The organism is Serratia sp. K1WW1, from assembly GCF_055790865.1.
This window is the reverse complement of record NZ_CM147697.1, coordinates 4,621,930-4,640,439: the sequence shown is the minus strand read 5'-3', so window position 1 is coordinate 4,640,439 and position 18,510 is coordinate 4,621,930. Positions and strand designations below refer to the sequence as shown.

The following is an 18,510-nucleotide window of genomic DNA, read 5'->3' as shown; positions in this document are numbered from 1 at the left end:
TTATATCAGTAGTTTTAACCCAAGCTGGCATGGAAATTAAGATATTAAAGAATCCTATTATCTCTATTCGAGTTAATCGTGATTCTGTTTTGTCCGGAGCCAAGTTAATTATACTCAAGGAAATTTTTCATGAAAAAAAATCTGATCGCTGTAGCTGTGTTGGTTTCTTCTGCATTTTGTGTTTCTGCTAACGCAGCTGAAGGCCAGGTGAACTTCACTGGTTCACTCATTCCTACAGGTTGTACGGTAACTAACAGTCCGGCGAGTCCATTGGAAGTATTCCTCGGTAATTTACCTGTAACTTCATTTGGTGCTGCTGGTACCACTTCTGCGCCAAAAGTAGTTGCTCTTGAAGTTACCGCTTGCCCGGCGACAACCGCTAACGTGACGTTTGATGGTGCTTATGATGGTGGCAACCCTCAAATACTGGCTCTGACTGCTGGTGGCGCAACAGGTGTAGGTATCCAACTGTTAGACAATGCTGACAACGTAGTGACATTGGGTACGGCTTCTAACCCATACACTCTGACTGCTGGCAAGAACACCCTGAACTTCAAAGCGCAGTATATCGCGACTGTTGCCTCTACCGCCATGACCGTGGGTGCAGCTAACGCTATCGCTTTATTTAACATCAGCTACAACTAAGTTGTGGGGTGCCTGGTAGGTGCCAGATGATTATTTCGAGCCGGCGCTTGTTTGCCGGCTTTTCTTCTCTTTAATGGATCCTGACTATGAAATTTATTCCTACCACGCTGTTAGTCACCTTGCTGGCGACCGCCAGCGTAGCCCAGGCCGGTGTGGTTATAGGCGGAACACGCCTGATTTATGACGGTGGTAAGAAGGAGTCTTCACTGAGCGTCAACAACCCGGACAAAGTCCCGTACTTGATCCAGAGCTGGGTGGAGGCCACCACCAGTGGCGCTGAGAAAGCCCCCTTTATGGTGACACCACCGCTGTTCCGTTTGGATGGTGGGCAGGAAAACGTGCTGCGGGTAGTGCGCGCGGGTGGCAATTTACCCTCGGACAAAGAGTCTCTGTATTGGATGAATATCAAATCCATTCCATCGGTAAGCAAAGACGCCGACCAGAACACGCTGCAGATTGCGGTGAAAACCCGCATTAAGTTGATTTACCGCCCGCAGGGTTTGAAGGGGACACCGGAGGAGCAGACCGAAAATCTCACCTGGCATCGTAGCGGCAACACCCTGCAGGTGAGTAACCCGACACCGTTCTATATGAACTTTCAACAGGTGAAGGTGGGGGGGCAAGACGTGAAAGACGTGACCTATGTGGCACCGATGAGTAAGGCGAGCTTTGCACTGCCTGCCGGGGCCAGTGGCGGCAGCGTGAGTTGGAAAGTCATCAGCGATTATGGCGGCATTGGTAAAGAACATACCAAGCCACTCTGAATCAGGTACTTGATCAATAACAACAGCAGGCATTCCCACAGGGTGTGTGAGTAAAGGACACAGGGTGGTCTTATACCCTGCAGGCGACGGAGTAAAATGGATGAATGATCAACAAGATCGGATCAGGCTTGTCCAGCCATTGCGTATCAGCCGGCTGGCGTATTTGATCGCTGTTCAGCTGACGATGTTAGGCTGCATACCCTTTGCAGTACAAGCCCGTGACCACTTCAACCCGTTAATGCTGGAAATTGACAACCCACACCAGGGGCGTACCGACTTGGCAGTGTTTGAAGACGGCGCCAACCAGGCGCCAGGAACCTACCGGGTCGATATTTATCTTAACAATGGACAGCAAGATACCAGTGATGTCGAGTTTCGCATGCAGAAAGACGCTGACGGTAAAGAGCGTTTGCAGCCTTGCTTAAGTGTCGCATCGCTCAATGCTATGGGCGTCAAGACCGATCTGTTCCCCGACCTGGGGGATGCTACTGCCGAGTGTGCCAATCTGAGTGCAATCCCACAGGCCAGCGCCGAATTTCGCTTTAGCGCCCAGCAACTGTTACTGAGCATTCCGCAGGCGGCGATATCGCAGAAAGCGAGGGGATATGTACCAGAAAGCCAGTGGGATGAAGGTATCGTTGCTGCTTTATTGAATTACAGCCTGAGTGGATCCAACAACTATGCCCGCAATGGCGATGGCCGTGATGATAACAGCCAGTACGCCAACTTGCGCCCAGGCATCAATGTAGGGCCATGGCGACTGCGTAACTACACTACCTACAACCGCAACAGTGATGGCGAAGGTCAGTGGGATACGGTTTATACCTACGTACAGCGCAATATTGTGGCGTTGAAAAGCCAGTTGACGTTGGGTGACAGCAGCTCGCCGAGTGACGTGTTCGACAGTATGCCGTTTCGTGGTGCGCAGTTGGCCTCCGATGACGAAATGATGCCAGACAGTCTGAAAGGTTATGCACCGGTAGTACATGGTATTGCCCGTACCAATGCCCAAGTAATTATCCGCCAGAACGGCTATGTGATTTACCAGAGCTATGTGGCACCGGGCGCGTTTGAAATCAACGATATGTTCCCGACTGGGGGCAGCGGTGATTTGTACGTGACCATTAAGGAAGCCGACGGCAGTGAACAACTGTTGGTGGTGCCGTTCGCCTCCCTGCCCGTGTTGCAGCGTGAAGGTCGCCTGAAGTATAGCGTGACCAGCGGGCAATACCGTTCCTATGACGGCAGCGTGGAGAAATCGGCGTTTGGACAAGGTACGGCGATTTATGGCTTACCCCGTGGCTTTACGGTCTATGGTGGGAGCCAATTTGCCAGCAAATACCTGTCTGTGGCGCTGGGCGTGGGCAAAAATCTCGGCGAATTTGGTGCGATTTCCACTGATGTGACCCAGGCATGGTCCAGCAAGCAAGACCAGCCAGAAGATAACGGCCAGTCGTGGCGTATCCGTTACAGCAAGAACATAGTGCAGACCGGCACCAATTTCGCCATTGCCGGTTACCGCTACTCGACGGACGGTTACTACAGTCTGCAGGAAGTGTTGGATACTTACCGCGATAATCAGAGCTTTCAGCCGATCAATGAGCGCAAGCGTAACCGCACCGAACTGACGATGACTCAGAATCTGTGGAAAGGGGCGGGAGCACTGTCGCTGAGCCTGATCTCCGAAGACTATTGGAATTCGGATCGTACCATGCGTTCCATCGGTAGCGGTTACAACAGCAGCTGGAATGGGATCAGTTATGGCGTGAACTACAGCTTTAACGAGAATGCAAGTAGCGGTGGCGGCAGTGGCAAGATATATAACCGTGACCAGGTGTTTTCCTTTAACGTCAGTATCCCGTTGAATCGCTGGTTGAGCAATACCTACGTCAGCTATAACGTCAACAGCAGCCAGAAGGGTGGCACTACCCAATCGGTGGGGCTGAATGGCACGTTACTGGCGGACAAGAACCTGAGTTGGAGCGCACAACAGGGCTATGGTAGCCAGGGTGTGGGCAACAGCGGCGGCCTGGCCGCGGATTACCGTGGTACCTATGGGGAAGTGAACGCTGGTTATGCCTATGACAACAATAGCCAGCGGCTGAACTACGGGCTGCAGGGGGGGATTGTTGCCCATCAGGACGGTATCACCTTCGGCCAACCGATGGGGGAAACCGTGGTGTTGGTTAAGGCACAAGGTGCTAGTGGGGTGGGGGTCAGCAACCAGACCGGGGTAAAAACCGACTGGCGAGGTTACGCCATCATGCCCTACAGCAGCCCATACCGCCTAAATCAGGTACAGCTAAAGACCGAGACGCTAGCGGATAACGTCGAGCTGACGCTAACCAGCCAAAATGTCGTGCCGACTCGTGGTGCAGTGGTGCGGGCCAACTTTGAGGCCAATGTTGGGTTGCGCGTGCTGATGACGTTGCTCAGGACAGGCGGTGCGCCAATACCCTTTGGTGCCACAGTGAGCGATCCAGCGCAAAAGACCGCACAGGCCTTTATCGTCGGTGACGGCGGCCAGGTGTATCTGACCGGGTTGGCGGAAAGTGGCACATTGCATGTCAAGTGGGGCAACGGCGCGGATCAGCAGTGTCAGGTGAGTTATCGCCTGGCAAAACAGGCAACAGACGGTACGGGTGTTCAGACCTTGAATCGCCAGTGTCTGTAAGTGTTGCAACCGATTTAGCTTTATTTATGGTGCGCACCTGATAGTCGAATCAATCTATATATCGAAAGCCTTCAGGCGATATTTCTGCTCCGTGGATAAATGGAGAGAATGAGGTGTTTAATGAACAGTGTTAAAGTAATGGGATGGACTGGGCTTACGGCTCTGTTAATGCTGGCAATCATGGGATTATTATCCATCAAGACGGCTAGTGCTGCTTGCACGGCGAATGCGGATGTTTTACCGATGCCAGCACAGCATTTTAATATCCCCTCATATGGCCTTACTGTGGGGCAGGCTATAGGTGATTGGGTTTATGCTTCAACGCCTTATGTCTCTAATTGCCCAGAACAAATATATTCTATATCCGGGTTTAATTATAAATCTTTGGCAGGGATGACGTATGTAGATGCGGGCATTAGCTACAATGTTTTTAATACGGGCACCCCAGGGGTTGGTTTTATTATAGCTTTAAAACCCTCGGCGGCTAGCAGTTACTTATCAGTACCTGCTGTCACTCCTTATGTCGTTCTTGAGAATAATGGTACTCCGCGCGGTCTGTCCATGACGATGGATCTTAAAATTAAGTTTATCGCTACGGCCCCATTGTCGATGGGAATTATAAATGTGGCTCAGATGACTGCCACAGCGGGTTATGTATTTAACAATGCAGGCGCCACTATAGGACAGGCATTTTCCTTAATCAGTGGCTATACGATTACGGTAACGGCCAATACCTGCAACGTGGAGGTGGGATCAGCGAATCAAATGGTTACGCTGGACAATGTGGTAGGTAATGATTTACCGGCCGTGGGGTCAACGGCCAAAGATAAAACCTTTAACGTATTACTTTCCTGTCAGACCGATGTGCAAATCTATGCTCAGATGAACGGCACGCCAAACCCGGATACCGCGGCTGATGGAGTACTTGAGGTCAGTTACGCGGGTATGCCAGGAACTTCAAGTGGAGTGGGTATTCAAATCTTGAATGGAAGTACCCCGATGCCAATAGGGACTAACATGTTGGTGAAAATGACTCCTGGTGGTCAGGAGAACATCCCGTTTACCGCGCGTTATTACCGCACCTTGCAAAATATGACAGCGGGTACTGCTAACGCCATTGCGACGTTAAATATTAACTACCAATAGATGGTCATGATCAAAAGGAATGATGCTATCTGAAAATAGACGGTATGGCATTTTTACAACTCAGGAATAAATATCATGAATTTATTAATTAAAAGCTCAGCTTTTGCATTAATGATCGTGGCAACAGGTTATCATGCGGCGAAAGCCGATCCGGTGAATATCAATATTAACGGCAATTTGCTGGCATCACCTTGTGTGGTGAATAATAATAACAACAACCTTAACGTTGATTTAGGCCAGACCATTAAAGCCGAAACGCTGTCTACCGCCGGTGCCGGTACCACGCCAAAGGCGTTTAATCTGTCATTAACCTCCTGTCCGGTAGGCACCAACAGCGTCACGGTAACCTTTACAGGCACCGCTGCCGAGTTCCCGCAAACCAATATGTATATGAATACCGGTACCGCTACTAATTTGGCTGTAAATCTTATAAGTGGTCACTTTGGGCGTGATTTGGCCAAGGGCAGTTCAATGATCATACCAGTAAACCCCGACAGGACGGTTACTATCCCATTGATCGCCCGTGCCGTGACGGCAACCGGAAACGTGATGCCGGGTAGTATTATTGCTGTGATACAAGCCAACATTACCTATAACTAAGCCAGTAGATTTGTAAGGAGAAGCCAGAATGAGCGAACTGATAAAACGTATTTTGCTAATATTCGTCGCTGGGATGATGAGTGGCGCGGCTCTCGCTACTGACCTGAATATTACCGGTACAGTCGTGGCCAGCCCCTGTACGGTTGATACCTCGTCGGTAAGTCAGGATGTAGATTTCGGCCAGGTGCGCCTTACCGTAATGAGGGCCGCCGGTAATGCCTCTGAGTGGAAGCCGTTTGAGGTCAAGCTGATTCATTGCCCGCGAGCGACCACCTCCGTGACCGTGACCTTTAGCGGTATGCCCGACAACGACGATGCAACACTGTATACCAATGCAGGCACTGCCCCTCATGCTGCAGTGCAGGTGGCGCAGCAGATGAATAAATCCCTGGTTCAGGGGGATGGCAGCACCATGACCGTGCCAGTTAATGCACAGCGTAATGCTATCTACGCCTTGGCTGGGCGGTTGATCGTTAATGATGATACCGGTCCCGGTACCTTCAGCAGCGTGGTGCAGATGTCTTTTACTTACCAATAGCGGCCAGATTGGCAACGACATAATCCGCTGCCAACTCTGCGAGTCAATCCACCAACACCCGGTTATTGGTCGCGCCCCAAAGGATCGACATTTCGGTAAACAGCGCACCGCTGATGTCTTCAACTTCGGTGGCAGTGATCTCCGCATTGCCTTGCTTACCGAAGAACACCACTTCATCGCCAGGGTTAACACCTTTCACGTCGGTCACATCCACCATCACGGTATTCATCGAGGTTTTACCTACCACTGCTACCCGCTGCCCCTGGATCAACACATGACCCGCGTTGCTGAACACCCGGCGATAGCCGTCTGCATAACCCACTGGGATGTTCGCCAATACCGAATCGCGCTTCAGTGTGTAGGTACGATCGTAACCGACGGTATTACCTTTAGGGTAATGGTTAAGCGCCGCGATGGATGACTTGAAGGTCATCACGCGTTTATAGTCGTTACTGGCAATGGTATCGCCATAAAACACCCCGCCAACGCGCACCATATCAAGCCAGGACTCCGGCACGGTGAGGGTCGCAAAGGTATTGGCAACGTGCAAGGTCACGTCGCTGCGTTTGATCCCGGTAATGTCTAGCACCTGCTGGGATTGTACCTTGAAGCGGGCGAGATCCTTGCGCACCGCCGCCGCATCTTCCTCAGGATAGTGGGACATGATGCCGACCATTTTCAGATGGGGTAATGCAGAGATAGCCTTGGCTTCAGCCAATCCGGCAGCTTCGCTGACTTCCAGGCCGTTACGTGACATACCGCCAGAGTTCAGTGCCAAATGGAAGCGCAGGGTTTTGCCCTGTTGGGCGGCAATGGCATCCAGGCGCTTCGCCATTTCCAGATTACCGATCAGCTCTTCGGTGTCATAGTCGGTAGCCTGGCGCATCTCTGCTTCGGTGGCATTGCGCACGCGCATCAGGCGGCCTTTAAAGCCGAGTTCGCGCACGGTTTGCAGCTCTTGGTTACTGGCCACGCCAATGCACTGTACGTGATCCTTGATCATCACGGGTGCCACCAGCGAAAGGTCGTGCCCATAGGCATCGCCTTTCAGAATGGCGCAAAGGGTAGTTTTATCGCCCAACAGTTGCTGAATTTTGTGGGTGTTATATTCCAGCGCGCTTTGTGAGATTTCCAACCGGGCATTGCTTACCACCGCCGGTGAACTTTTAACCGTAGCGGCGAGGGAATGAGTGGGATTGGTGGCAGCAGGTTGATGGCAAGCCACCAACGTTAATAGCGGTATCAAGACTAAATGGCGTAAATGCAGCGGCATATTCCCTTCCTGGTGAAATAAAAAAGAGTTTTTATCGGCCTCAGTCAGTTTTTTTATCTGATTTGACGGCGGGTGTGGCTGAGCGAACAGCGGCATTCAATAAATGACAAAAGTGACTTTTTGTCAAATTTATTAATAATCTATAGGGGAGGAAAACGATTCGGGTAATAAATGTAACTATTTGGTTGTCCCCTCACCCCAACCCTCTCCCACAGGGAGAGGGAGCAGATAGCCCCAGCTCTTTTGGAACTAAATAGATAATCTCAGAATATTCTAATACTCTCTCATCCATGGTGTGTCTGCTAATTTTAAGAACCACACCAGGGAGTAAGAAGAAGAAAGATAGGGTATTACGCAGAGCAATCAATGAACTCGATTTGATCCCCTCTCCCACAGGGCGAGGGAGCTGATAGCCCCAGCTCTTTTGGAAGTAAATAGATAATCTCAGAATATTCTAATGCTCTCTCATCCATGGTGTGTCTGCTAATTTTCAGAACCACACCAGGGAGTAAGAAGAAGAAAGATAGGGTATTACGCAGAGCAATCAACGAACTCGATCTGATCCCCTCTCCCTTTGGGAGAGATACCGTCTTGTCGGCTATCCGGCAAGCGGTATTTCCGCATTAAATACCTTTCCTGATTTCACCACACCATAGGCCAGTTGCAGCAGTTTTCGCATCGCCGCACACACTCTCTCTTTGCCCGACTTCCCACGCAACTTCAGCCTTTCTGTCAAGTCCTTAACCACAACATTGTATTGGCCTGCTACTACCGCTGGCATGTATAACGCGCTTCGTAGCTCACTGTGTCCCACTTTCGATAACCGGCTTTTCCCTTTAAACATCCCCGACTCACATCGCTGTGGATTCAGTCCTGCGTACGCCACCAGGGCCTTGCTGCTGGTGAACCGACGCAGGTTTCCAGCAAAGGCCAGCAGGCTGGAGCTCAGCATCTCTCCCACCCCTGGGATGCTTTTTAGCAACTCGCTGTCCCGTTTCAGGTCAGGGTTATCATCGATGTGCTGACTGATTCTCTTCTTCGTTTCTCGTATCAGTTCATCCAACGTGGCGATGTGTTCATTGAGTGAAGGGACGATGACCGCTTCTGCCACCTCCAGGCGATTTTCTTCCATCTGACGCATCTCTTCCAGGTTCTTAAGATGCCTGACCAACGCGGTCAACTGGCGTTCGCTCAATGGGGCTGGGAACCACGGGTCAGGCTGATGCAGTGCGCAGTAGCGGGCTATCATCGCTGCATCGCTTTTGTCCGTTTTGTTCCGGGTCAGTTCTGTATTGCCGAAGGAATGGATACACGCCGGGTTCATCAGACTGACGTGGTAGTTGTTGTCTGCCAGATAAGTGGCCAGTTCCGTGCTGTAGCTCCCAGTGGCTTCCATGCAGACATGACAGTCGCCAAAGCGGCTCAACCAGGCCGCGAACTCGCGGCATCCAGAAGGGGTATTGGCAAACTTTTTGGTTTTATACTTCTGATTTTCCAGCAGTACGGCGACATCAAACTTGAGTTTGGCGATATCAACGCCGACAGGGGTTCTGCGCATTATGGCACTCCATAACCATGTCTGTAATTTATCGCCGGACCATCCTTATATGTGGGTGCTCATAGGCACAGGATACCGTTCGGTCTACAAGGCGACAGGGAAATAGACAGTTGGGGCACAATCTCTCCCACGGGCTCATAGGCACTAGGGTTAGGAGGAGCTCACCAACTATCTCCCGATGATCAGTCGGGGATCTTCTCCGCTAAGGCGGAGAAGATCAAGACATAAGGGTTAGGGTGAGGGGCATTATTTCATGGAATGCAGGCCAATCACGTTGCCTTCACTATCTTTGGCGATGGAAATAAAACCATGTTCGCCGATGGCAAATTTTTCTTTCAGGATCTCACCGCCGTTTGGCACAATGCGGCTTTCTTCTACGGCGCAATCCTCACATGCAAGGTAAACCATGGTGCCGCCCGCTCCAGCTGGCACGCCAGCCATTTTAACCAGTGCGCCGCCAGACCCTTCTCCCCCTTCCTGGTAAGGGAACATCAGGAATTCCATACCCTCGGTTTCCAGTTCTTCTAACCGCGTGTTGAATACCGTCTCATAGAATTTCTTTGCTCGCGGCATATCAGTAACATAAATTTCAAACCAGCTAACGATATTTTTATTCATGGTATGCTCCATTGGTGTTGATTTTTGTTGCTCTTGGTTGGTTATATTACTTTAGCTGTATATTCATACAGTGATCTAAATCACATAATCAACTCGTGTTTGGTCTGTTGTTGGGACTGCAGAGGATGAACTCTATTTAATAAAGTCTAATGCAATGATAACTTTCCAGCTGGGTTTATTCCTGTGACGATATTGTAATATCTTATAGCGGATGGTTTTTTATTAATTATATAATGAATGTATATATAGGCTTTTAATGGTGGATTATTCTTGTTTTTAATCAAGACTAATCCATAACGTGGGGGAGGTAAGGCTTTAATGTTGACTGTGGATTTATTCTATTATTATAATTTAATCGCTTTAAGACGATTATATCTCGTCAAACAGAAATTATTTTCTAGTAAAGTCTTGCAAGTTCGTTTTGGTAATTACTATAAGGATATATTTATGAAAAAACTAAACGCATCTGAAGTTTCAAACATTGTTGGCGGCAGAATTCTCGGTTGTGTTATTACCTATGAGCGTCAAACCAAAGGTACTGGTACCTCTGCGGTAACCGTTTGCCGTCGCGTTGCCACCTGCCAAGGCAAGTTCGGTGAATTTTTGACTCGTGAACCGGCCGATCTGGCTCACTGCGGTGTTTAATCGCAAGTAATAGTCAAGGTACGGCACTATGGATGGTGTCGTGCCTTTTCTTTTCATCCCATATTCTCTTCTGTTTTCTGCAATTGTTTATATCAATTATCCCCGTGATGAAAGTTATCCTCTATCTGTAGTTTGTGATCCCTGCATCAAACCTCCTGCACAATGTTGAACGTATGTTATCGGTTTGTTATGTTGATTTTCTGGCTGCAGCCTAATAGCCGCACCTTCCAGGGCATGCTGCTCAGTACGATAAGCCTGTTCTCTTTTGTTACTTATGTTTCAAGGGGTTAATCATGGTGGTTGCTACCCGGCTCGCTGATGCCAGTTTTGAACAGTGGTTAGGCCAAATCAATTCTGCCTGTGGCCGGTTTTGTGCCAAAACTCTGGCGCCAGGCTTTGCCGGTGCGATCCAGGAGTTCCACTCCCATGCATTACGCCTGAGCGTAGTCGATGCTGCCCAGACCCGGCTTTACCGCACCCGCCGCGAAGTAGAGCAAAGTGACGGTTGCCACTTTTTTACCGTATTCCAACTGCGTGGCCAGTCGGTTATGGAGCAGGGCGATCGGCAGGCGGTGCTGTCTGCCGGGGATATCACCCTGATCGACGCCGCGCAGCCCAGCAGCTTTACCTACCAGCAGGGTTCCCGCCAGTTATCACTGTTGCTGCCGCGTAGTTATCTCGAACAGCAGCTGCGTTTTTCCGATCTGCCCGGTGCGCGGCGTATTGCTGCCGATAACGCGGTGGCCAAACTCAGTCAGCAGTTGGTGCTGGGCAGTATGCAGAATACGCAGATGAGCCGCCTGGAGAGCGAAGCGGTGCTTAACGCCGTGGCCACCTTGTTACAGCCTGCCTTATTGGGGCAGGACGAGGGGCAAGATAGCCATGAGCGCATTTTTACCCGTTCGCTGGCGTTTATCGATCAGCATATTCAGTCCGAACAGCTGCGCCCAGAATGGGTTGCCAGTGAGATCGGCGTCTCCGTGCGTAGCCTTTATCGGCTATTTGCCCGCAAGGGGCTGGTAGTGGCGCAGTACATCAAGAACCGTCGTCTGGATCTCTGCGCCCAGGTTTTGCGCCAGGCTAAGGAGCGGCAAAAGCTGGCCAATATTGGTTATGACTGGGGATTTACCGATCACAGTCATTTCTCCACCGCCTTCAAGGCCCGTTTTGGCGTCTCGCCGAGCGCGTACCGCAAGCAGTATCTGTAACCCCGCCTGGATGATTTGCCCGCAGATTGTCAGGAGTGACAAATCGGCTGGCAAGCACAACAAAATATCCCCAGTGAAGAGTTGCTATGGTGAATTGGGGCCCCGTAAAACGGGCTCATCACAACAACAACGGCGGTAATATCTCTTTGATGGGTGACGGGGGAAAGATGGTAGCTAACACAACAATCAAAACCAAACGTCTGCCAGCGGCGATTGCGCTGGCGTTGGGCTTGCTGATCGGCGCGGGTTGGCAGCCAGCGGCGTTGGCTCATGGTGTCGCGGCACATATGGTGCCTTTGCAGAAAACGTTGGAGGAGTTTGGTGCCAGCGTGCAGTGGGATGACTACGCCCGCATGTTTGTGATCGTTAAAGATGGTGCCTATGTGAAGGTCAAACCGAATAGCCGCGAAGCCATCGTTAACGGCAAGCCGCTGAGATTACAGGTGCCGGTGGTGTTCAAGGGTAAAACGGCCTATATGTCCGACGAGTTTATCAACGAGGTGTTTCAGTCCGGCCTGGATCAGACCTTTGCGGTAGAGCACCGGGCCCATCCGCTAAATCCGTTGAGTGCGGCGGAGATTAACGCAGCGGTCGCCATCATCAAGGCGGCTCCGCAGTATAAAAACAACGTGCGCTTTACCGAAATCTCGCTGCGTGAACCGGAAAAACGCCAGGTCTGGCAGTTCGTGCTAGGCGGTCGTGACGTACAGCAGCCCCGGCAGGCCGACATCACGCTGCTCGACGGGGTACACGTGATCGAAACCGTGGTCGACCTGCAACAGAAAAAGGTGCTGTCCTGGCAGCCGATCAAAGACGCTCAGGGAATGGTGCTGCTGGATGACTTCGCCAGCGTTCAGAGCATAATCAACGCCAGTAAAGAGTATGCCGAAGCCCTGAAGAAACATGGCGTTGCGGACCCGAGCAAAGTGATCACCACGCCGCTGACCGTTGGCTTTTTTGATGGCAAAGATGGCCTGCAACAGGACCAACGCCTGCTGAAAGTGATCAGCTATCTCGATGTTGGCGATGGCAACTACTGGGCACATCCGATCGAAAACCTGGTGGCAGTGGTCGATCTGCAACAGAAGAAAATCATCAAAATTGAAGAGGGGCCGGTGATCCCGGTGCCGATGAAGCCAACGCCGTATGACGGACGCGATCGCAAGGCCCCGAAAATCAAACCGTTGAATATCATTGAGCCGGAAGGCAAAAACTACACCATCACCGGTAATACCATCCACTGGCAGAACTGGGATTTCCACCTGCATCTGAATTCCCGCGTCGGGCCTGTGATTTCAACCGTGACCTATAACGATAACGGCCGTAAGCGTAAGGTAATGTATGAAGGATCGCTGGGGGGCATGATCGTGCCTTATGGCGATCCGGACGTGGGCTGGTATTTCAAAGCCTATCTCGATGCCGGGGATTACGGCATGGGCACGCTTACCTCGCCGATTGCCCTTGGCAAAGATGCGCCGCAAAACGCGGTGTTGCTGGATGAGACCATTGCCGATTACACCGGTAAGCCGACCGCTATTCCTCGTGCCATCGCCATCTTTGAGCGTTACGCCGGGCCGGAGTACAAGCATCAGGAAATGGGGCAGCCGAATATCAGCACCGAACGCCGTGAACTGGTGGTGCGCTGGATCAGTACGGTTGGCAACTACGATTACATCTTCGACTGGGTATTCCACCAGAACGGCACCATCGGCATAGACGCTGGGGCGACGGGTATCGAAGCGGTGAAAGGGGTGAAAGCCAGAACCATGCAGGATCCGACCGCCAAGCAGGATACGCAATACGGCACGCTGATCGATCACAACATTGTGGGCACCACCCATCAGCACATTTACAACTTCCGGCTGGATATGGATGTGGATGGCGAAAATAACAGCCTGGTGGAGTTGAACCCGGATGTGAAGCCTAACGATCGGAGCGGCCCGCGCACCAGTACCATGCAGGTCGATCAGGTGAAAGTGACTACCGAACAGCAGGCGGCACAGAAATTCGATCCTTCTACCCTCCGTTTGCTGAGCAACCCGAGCCGGTTGAACAAGATGGGTAACCCGGTTTCCTATCAGTTGATCCCGTATGCGGGCGGTACGCACCCGATCGCCAAGGGGGCCAATTTTGGCAAGGATGAATGGATTTACCACCGTCTGAGCTTTATGGATCGGCAGCTGTGGGTGACCCGCTATAACGCGAATGAACGCTATCCGGAAGGAAAATATCCGAACCGCTCGATCCACGATACCGGGCTGGGCCAGTACACGGCGGACAACCAGCCGATAGACAACACCGACGACGTGGTCTGGCTCACCACCGGCACCACCCATGTGGCGCGAGCGGAAGAGTGGCCGATTATGCCAACCGAGTGGGTGCACGCCTTGCTGAAACCGTGGAACTTCTTCGATGAAACGCCAACGTTGAACCTGAACGGGCAAAAGCAGCAGTAAGCCAGATTGAAGGTGTAGAGGAACAGCGAGCTCCGGCAATCTATTGATTATCCAGACGGGCGCAGCATGCTGCGCCCCTACGGTTTGGTTCTGTTGGCGTTTGTCAGCAGTATGCCAAAGAACGACTCCTGCACCTGAGCCTAACTCCGTACCAGCTCCCTCTCCCTGTGGGAGAGGGTTGGGGTGAGGGGAAGCAGCGATATCGGGTGATGGCAAATAACACAGGGGGGCGAACCGTGGTTCGCCCCCCTGATTGTTTCGGCGCGATGCCAACTAATAGCGAATACACACTGACTTGGATTCGGTATAGGCATCCAACCAGTCCGGGCCAAAATCACGGCCGCTGCCAGACTGCTTGAAGCCGCCAAACGGCATGTTGGCATCAATTAACGTATGAGTGTTGACCCACACCGTGCCCGCCTGAATGCGTGGCGTGTAAGCCATCGCCGCTTGCAGGCTGGTGGTCCACAGGCTGGCCGTAAGGCCATAGTCGGTATCGTTGGCCTTCTGCAGCGCCTCTTCGGCATCCGCTACGCGGATCAGATTGACGACCGGGCCAAACACTTCTTCCCGCGCCAGGTTCAGGCTGTCATCGGGATTGATCACCAGCGTCGGGGGAATATAGAAGCCTTGTAAGTCAGGCCCGGCGGCTCCGGTAATCAACTCGGCGTGTTTGTTGCGGGCGTCATCCAAATAGGCGGCCACCTTGTTGCGGTGCTCTTTGGACACCAGCGGGTTGATCTGGGCGTTGCCATCCATCCCCGGCCCGACAGAAAGCGACTTCACTGCCTGCTCAAAACCGGCGACCAGCCGATCGTAAATCGGGGCTTCAATATAGATACGTGAGCTGGCGGCGCAGACCTGCCCCTGGTTGAGGAAGCTGCCGGCCATCAACCCTTCGATCACCTGTTGCAGATCGGCATCTTTCAGCACGATGGCCGGGTTTTTACCGCCTAACTCCAGCGTGACGCGGGTCAACCGATCCGCCGCCGCGCGTGCGATCCCTTTCCCCACCGGCGTGGAGCCGGTAAAGCTCACTTTGGCGATTAGCGGATGTTCCGTCAGCGCCTTACCGCAGATAGCTCCTTTGCCGGTCACCACGTTAAATACGCCCGGTGGCACGCCTGCCTCGCTGGCTAGCTCAGCTATACGCAGCAGCGTGAGAGGCGTAGTTTCAGAGGGTTTGATGACGATGGAACAGCCCGCAGCCAGCGCTGGCATCACTTTCCACATGCCAATCAGCAGTGGGAAGTTCCAGGGGACAATCCCGGCCACTACGCCGATCGGCTCCTTGCGGGTATAGACCTGATATTTGGCTCCCGGCGGCATCGGAATGGAGACATCCAGGGTTTGGCCGACGATCTTGGTGCTCAGCCCGGCGGTATAGCGCATCCAGTTCAGCGTGCAGCCCACTTCAAAGGCGCGGGAGATGTTAATGGATTTCCCCTGTTCCAGGGTTTCCAACTGGGCCAGCTCCTCGGCGTGTTGCTCAACCAGATCGGCGAAGCGCAGTAAAATACGCTCACGTTCGGCGGGTAGGCGTTGTGCCCAAACGCCAGCGGTAAAGGCCTGATGGGCCGAGGTGACCGCCAGTTCCACGTCGGCGGCGTTGGCATCGGCGGTGCAGGAGATTTGTTTGCCGTCGGCTGGGTTATAGACCGCCAGCCGCGATTCGGCCTGTGAGGTTTGCCACTGGCCGTTGATATACAGGCCGTGCTGACGATCGAGGAAACGGACTACGCTGTCCAGTATGGTCACATTAGGCATACGCCCTCCTAAGGGAATAAACGGATCGTTACCCTTAACAGTCTATAGCGTTATGCCCAACGCGGTTTTCATCTGCCTGACAATGGGTTTGTACTGCGTGACACTTGCGGGCTATTTACGCGCCAGCAAGGTAGCGAAACGCAGTTTGATGCGGTTGCCCTCGGCATCTACGCGGTGCAGCTCGCCGGGGTTCTCGTTATATTTGATGATGTCCCAATCCTGATAATAGTCTGCTAACTCATCCGGTTTGAAGGTGAATGAGAAAGGCACCGTGCAGGGATAATCTGGCGTATCCATGGCCGCGACGATCAGGTTGTAGCCTCCTTTGACCGTGCTGTCTTGCATATTGCGCACGATGTGTGGGATCTGCTGGCGATCCAGGAACATAAACACCACGGTAGACAGAATAAAGTCGTACTGGCCGCTAAAGCGATGAGTATTGAGATCCTGCTCGCTGGCGCTGATGTGTGCAAGCTGCTCGGTAGCTATGATCTGGTTTATCGCGGCGATTGACGCGGCATTTTTGTCCCAGGCGGTAACATCAAAACCTTTCAGGTTGAGATACAGCGCATTGCGGCCGCTGCCGCAGCCCAGATCCAGCGTTTTGCCGGGCGCGATCAGTTTGGCTGCCTCAAGGACTTCGGAATGGGTGGCCGTCAGGGAGTATTTTTGGGTGTAGTAGTTTTCTGGCAGGGGGGTCTGCTGATCCATCATGCTGTTCCTCTATATTTGATGCATGTAAAATACATCTTTAATGGCCTTTTGCCTAGCCGTTGAGAGGATCACAGTATACCTGACTGCGGCTCCAGACTCGCTCCCTCTCCCCACACCAGTGTTCATTAGAGCTCTGGACTATACATCGGGAGAGGGCTGGGGTGAGGGGCTGGTAAGCCTTAAGCAATGCGCCTTGGGTTGTGCAGCCCAAAGTTAAAGCTGTTGCAGCGGCGGCAGAACTCTTTCATCGCCGGTGGGGAATCCATCCTCGGCAATTTCACCTCGATAAACGCCAACTGGTCCTGACGCGAAGCCTGTTCCAGCGCCATCTCCAGCTGTTGGCTGGTTTCGACCGCGACGCAAAACGCCTGGGTCTGCGGGCTTAGCACCGCCGGGAGTTTGGCGTAATCCCACGAGCCAATATCGTTGTAAGATGACGTTTCGCCAAGGATATAGCGCTCAATGGTGTAACCGTCGTTATTAATAAGAAAGACGATCGGCTTTTGCTCATGGCGTAACAGCGTTGAGAGTTCCTGGGCGGTGAGCTGGAAGGAGCCATCACCAATAAACAGCAACTGCCGCCGTTGGGGCGCGGCCATCATCGTACCGAGCAACGCCGGTAAGGTATAGCCGATCGATCCCCAAATCGGTTGGTTGACCACGGTAACGCCGTTTGGCATCCGCATGCCGCCGATCGCTGCGCCAGAGGTGCCATTTTCGACGACCAGCACGTCATCCGCCTGAATAAAACGCCGTATCCGCTGCCAGAAATAGTCCTGATCGAGCGGTTCGCTGCTTGGCGTCGCCAGTTTTTGCTGCGGTCCGGATAGTGGCTTCAGCGGCGGCAGGCTGGTGGCAGGAGCTTTCTCCAGTAGAGCTTGCAGCAGCTCGCTTGCCGTTACCGCCGGATAGGAGAGGTTATCCAGCTTCAGCGAAAAAGGCTGAATATCCACCACCGACTGCTCTGGGATCTGCTGGCTGAAATAACCGGTGGTGGAATCCACCAGGCGTACGCCAAAGCTGAGGATGCAGTCTGACTCGGCCATCAGCTCAAACAACTCGGGGCGAGACAGATCGCCGTTGTAGCCGCCTTGCCAGCCCGGCGTGTTCTCTGAGATCGCACATTTTGCCGTGGGCATATTGGTTAACGGGATGGCGAATTTATCCGCCAGCGCTAACACCTGCGTTTGAAGTTGATACCGTTCGACCATCTGATCGATCAGGATGATTGGCCGTTTAGCACGGCTAATCCGTTCGAGCAGGGCTGCGCTGGCAAGCTGAAGATGGCTGGCATCGCTGCTTGGCAAGCGATATGGGGCGGGGTTATCGGCAACCTCAATTTCCACTTCACAAATGTCTGAGGGGAGTTGCAGGTAAACCGGCTTCTTACGTTGCCAAGCGCAGGCGATGACCCGCGGGATCTCCGTTGCGGCATTTTCCGGGGTGATGAGCGCCTGCGCCACGGTAAACTGCCGGAAACAGTTCATCACGTTGTCAAAATTGCCGTCTGCCAGGGAGTGGTGCAGCAGCGCATTGCCCTGCATGGCGTGCAGCGGTGGCGTACCTGCAATGCAAATCACCGGGGCCGATTCCGCATAGGCTCCGGCGATGCCGGAAAGGGCCGCCAGATCGCCCACGCCATAGGTGGTGATCAGCGCCCCAGCGCCTTTGAGGCGGGCATAGCCATCGGCGGCATAAGCGGCGTTCAGCTCGTTACAGTTGCCAATGAATTCGCACTCTTGGTCATGCTCGATGGTTTCCAGTAGCGCCAGGTTGTAATCGCCGGGCACGCCGTAGATGCGATCCACTTTCAGGGCACGCAGCTGTTGCAGGATGAATGAACCTATGGTGATCCTCATTGATTGCTCCACATTCACGTCAATTTATTGTTATTTAACCGTGCG

The 18,510-nt window shown here is 52.6% G+C and carries 15 protein-coding genes; 9 read left to right on the top strand and 6 right to left on the bottom strand.

Annotated elements, in window-relative coordinates:
• Positions 1-129 precede the first annotated feature (129 nt).
• The 6 genes from ACX9GU_RS21065 (at position 130) to ACX9GU_RS21040 (ending at position 6,367) form a co-directional block, all read left to right on the top strand.
• Positions 130-645: a fimbrial protein gene (locus tag ACX9GU_RS21065; protein ID WP_473192797.1), complete on the top strand. Its 516-nt coding sequence runs from the start codon at positions 130-132 to the stop codon at positions 643-645.
• An 86-nt stretch (positions 646-731) separates the two neighbouring features.
• The gene (locus tag ACX9GU_RS21060; RefSeq protein WP_473192796.1) at positions 732-1,409 is read left to right on the top strand and encodes a fimbrial biogenesis chaperone; all 678 of its coding nucleotides are present in this window, start codon (positions 732-734) and stop codon (positions 1,407-1,409) included.
• 100 nt (positions 1,410-1,509) lie between these two features.
• Positions 1,510-4,083 carry a fimbria/pilus outer membrane usher protein gene (locus ACX9GU_RS21055; RefSeq protein ID WP_473192795.1) on the top strand — a complete coding sequence of 858 codons (2,574 nt, stop codon included), beginning with the start codon at positions 1,510-1,512 and terminating at the stop codon, positions 4,081-4,083.
• A 120-nt stretch (positions 4,084-4,203) separates the two neighbouring features.
• Complete coding sequence (locus ACX9GU_RS21050; protein ID WP_473192794.1) at positions 4,204-5,229, top strand: fimbrial protein; 1,026 nt, start codon at positions 4,204-4,206, stop codon at positions 5,227-5,229.
• 75 nt (positions 5,230-5,304) lie between these two features.
• The gene (locus ACX9GU_RS21045; protein WP_473192793.1) at positions 5,305-5,829 is read left to right on the top strand and encodes a fimbrial protein; all 525 of its coding nucleotides are present in this window, start codon (positions 5,305-5,307) and stop codon (positions 5,827-5,829) included.
• 28 nt (positions 5,830-5,857) lie between these two features.
• The gene (locus ACX9GU_RS21040) at positions 5,858-6,367 is read left to right on the top strand and encodes a fimbrial protein (protein WP_473192792.1); all 510 of its coding nucleotides are present in this window, start codon (positions 5,858-5,860) and stop codon (positions 6,365-6,367) included.
• Between the two features lie 43 nt (positions 6,368-6,410).
• Here ACX9GU_RS21040 and alr read toward each other — a convergent pair whose 3' ends face one another.
• The 3 genes from alr to ACX9GU_RS21025 all read right to left on the bottom strand — a co-directional run bounded on the left by alr (position 6,411) and on the right by ACX9GU_RS21025 (position 9,816).
• The gene (gene alr, locus ACX9GU_RS21035; protein WP_473192791.1) at positions 6,411-7,640 is read right to left on the bottom strand and encodes an alanine racemase; all 1,230 of its coding nucleotides are present in this window, start codon (positions 7,638-7,640) and stop codon (positions 6,411-6,413) included.
• A gap of 598 nt (positions 7,641-8,238) precedes the next feature.
• Positions 8,239-9,198 (bottom strand): IS110 family RNA-guided transposase, encoded by a 960-nt coding sequence (locus ACX9GU_RS21030; protein WP_473192326.1) that lies wholly within the window; start codon positions 9,196-9,198, stop codon positions 8,239-8,241.
• Positions 9,199-9,444: 246 nt separating this feature from the next.
• On the bottom strand, positions 9,445-9,816 hold the full coding sequence (locus tag ACX9GU_RS21025) for a VOC family protein (RefSeq protein WP_473192790.1): 372 nt from the start codon (positions 9,814-9,816) through the stop codon (positions 9,445-9,447).
• A 447-nt stretch (positions 9,817-10,263) separates the two neighbouring features.
• On the opposite strand from ACX9GU_RS21025, the gene ACX9GU_RS21020 reads away from it, so the two are divergent.
• The 3 genes from ACX9GU_RS21020 to tynA all read left to right on the top strand — a co-directional run bounded on the left by ACX9GU_RS21020 (position 10,264) and on the right by tynA (position 14,125).
• Positions 10,264-10,461 carry a DUF4762 family protein gene (locus ACX9GU_RS21020; RefSeq protein ID WP_473192789.1) on the top strand — a complete coding sequence of 66 codons (198 nt, stop codon included), beginning with the start codon at positions 10,264-10,266 and terminating at the stop codon, positions 10,459-10,461.
• Between the two features lie 293 nt (positions 10,462-10,754).
• Positions 10,755-11,669 (top strand): transcriptional regulator FeaR, encoded by a 915-nt coding sequence (gene feaR / locus ACX9GU_RS21015; RefSeq protein ID WP_473192788.1) that lies wholly within the window; start codon positions 10,755-10,757, stop codon positions 11,667-11,669.
• 167 nt (positions 11,670-11,836) lie between these two features.
• Positions 11,837-14,125 carry a primary-amine oxidase gene (gene tynA / locus ACX9GU_RS21010; RefSeq protein ID WP_473192787.1) on the top strand — a complete coding sequence of 763 codons (2,289 nt, stop codon included), beginning with the start codon at positions 11,837-11,839 and terminating at the stop codon, positions 14,123-14,125.
• Positions 14,126-14,398: 273 nt separating this feature from the next.
• Here the strand turns inward: tynA and ACX9GU_RS21005 are convergent, their stop codons facing one another.
• From ACX9GU_RS21005 to ACX9GU_RS20995, 3 genes are all read right to left on the bottom strand, one after another.
• Positions 14,399-15,892 (bottom strand): aldehyde dehydrogenase family protein, encoded by a 1,494-nt coding sequence (locus tag ACX9GU_RS21005; protein ID WP_473192786.1) that lies wholly within the window; start codon positions 15,890-15,892, stop codon positions 14,399-14,401.
• A 111-nt stretch (positions 15,893-16,003) separates the two neighbouring features.
• Positions 16,004-16,606, bottom strand: coding sequence for a tellurite resistance methyltransferase TehB (gene tehB / locus ACX9GU_RS21000; protein WP_021180248.1), 603 nt, complete (start codon positions 16,604-16,606; stop codon positions 16,004-16,006).
• Positions 16,607-16,785: 179 nt separating this feature from the next.
• The gene (locus tag ACX9GU_RS20995; protein ID WP_473192785.1) at positions 16,786-18,465 is read right to left on the bottom strand and encodes an alpha-keto acid decarboxylase family protein; all 1,680 of its coding nucleotides are present in this window, start codon (positions 18,463-18,465) and stop codon (positions 16,786-16,788) included.
• Positions 18,466-18,510 lie beyond the last annotated feature (45 nt).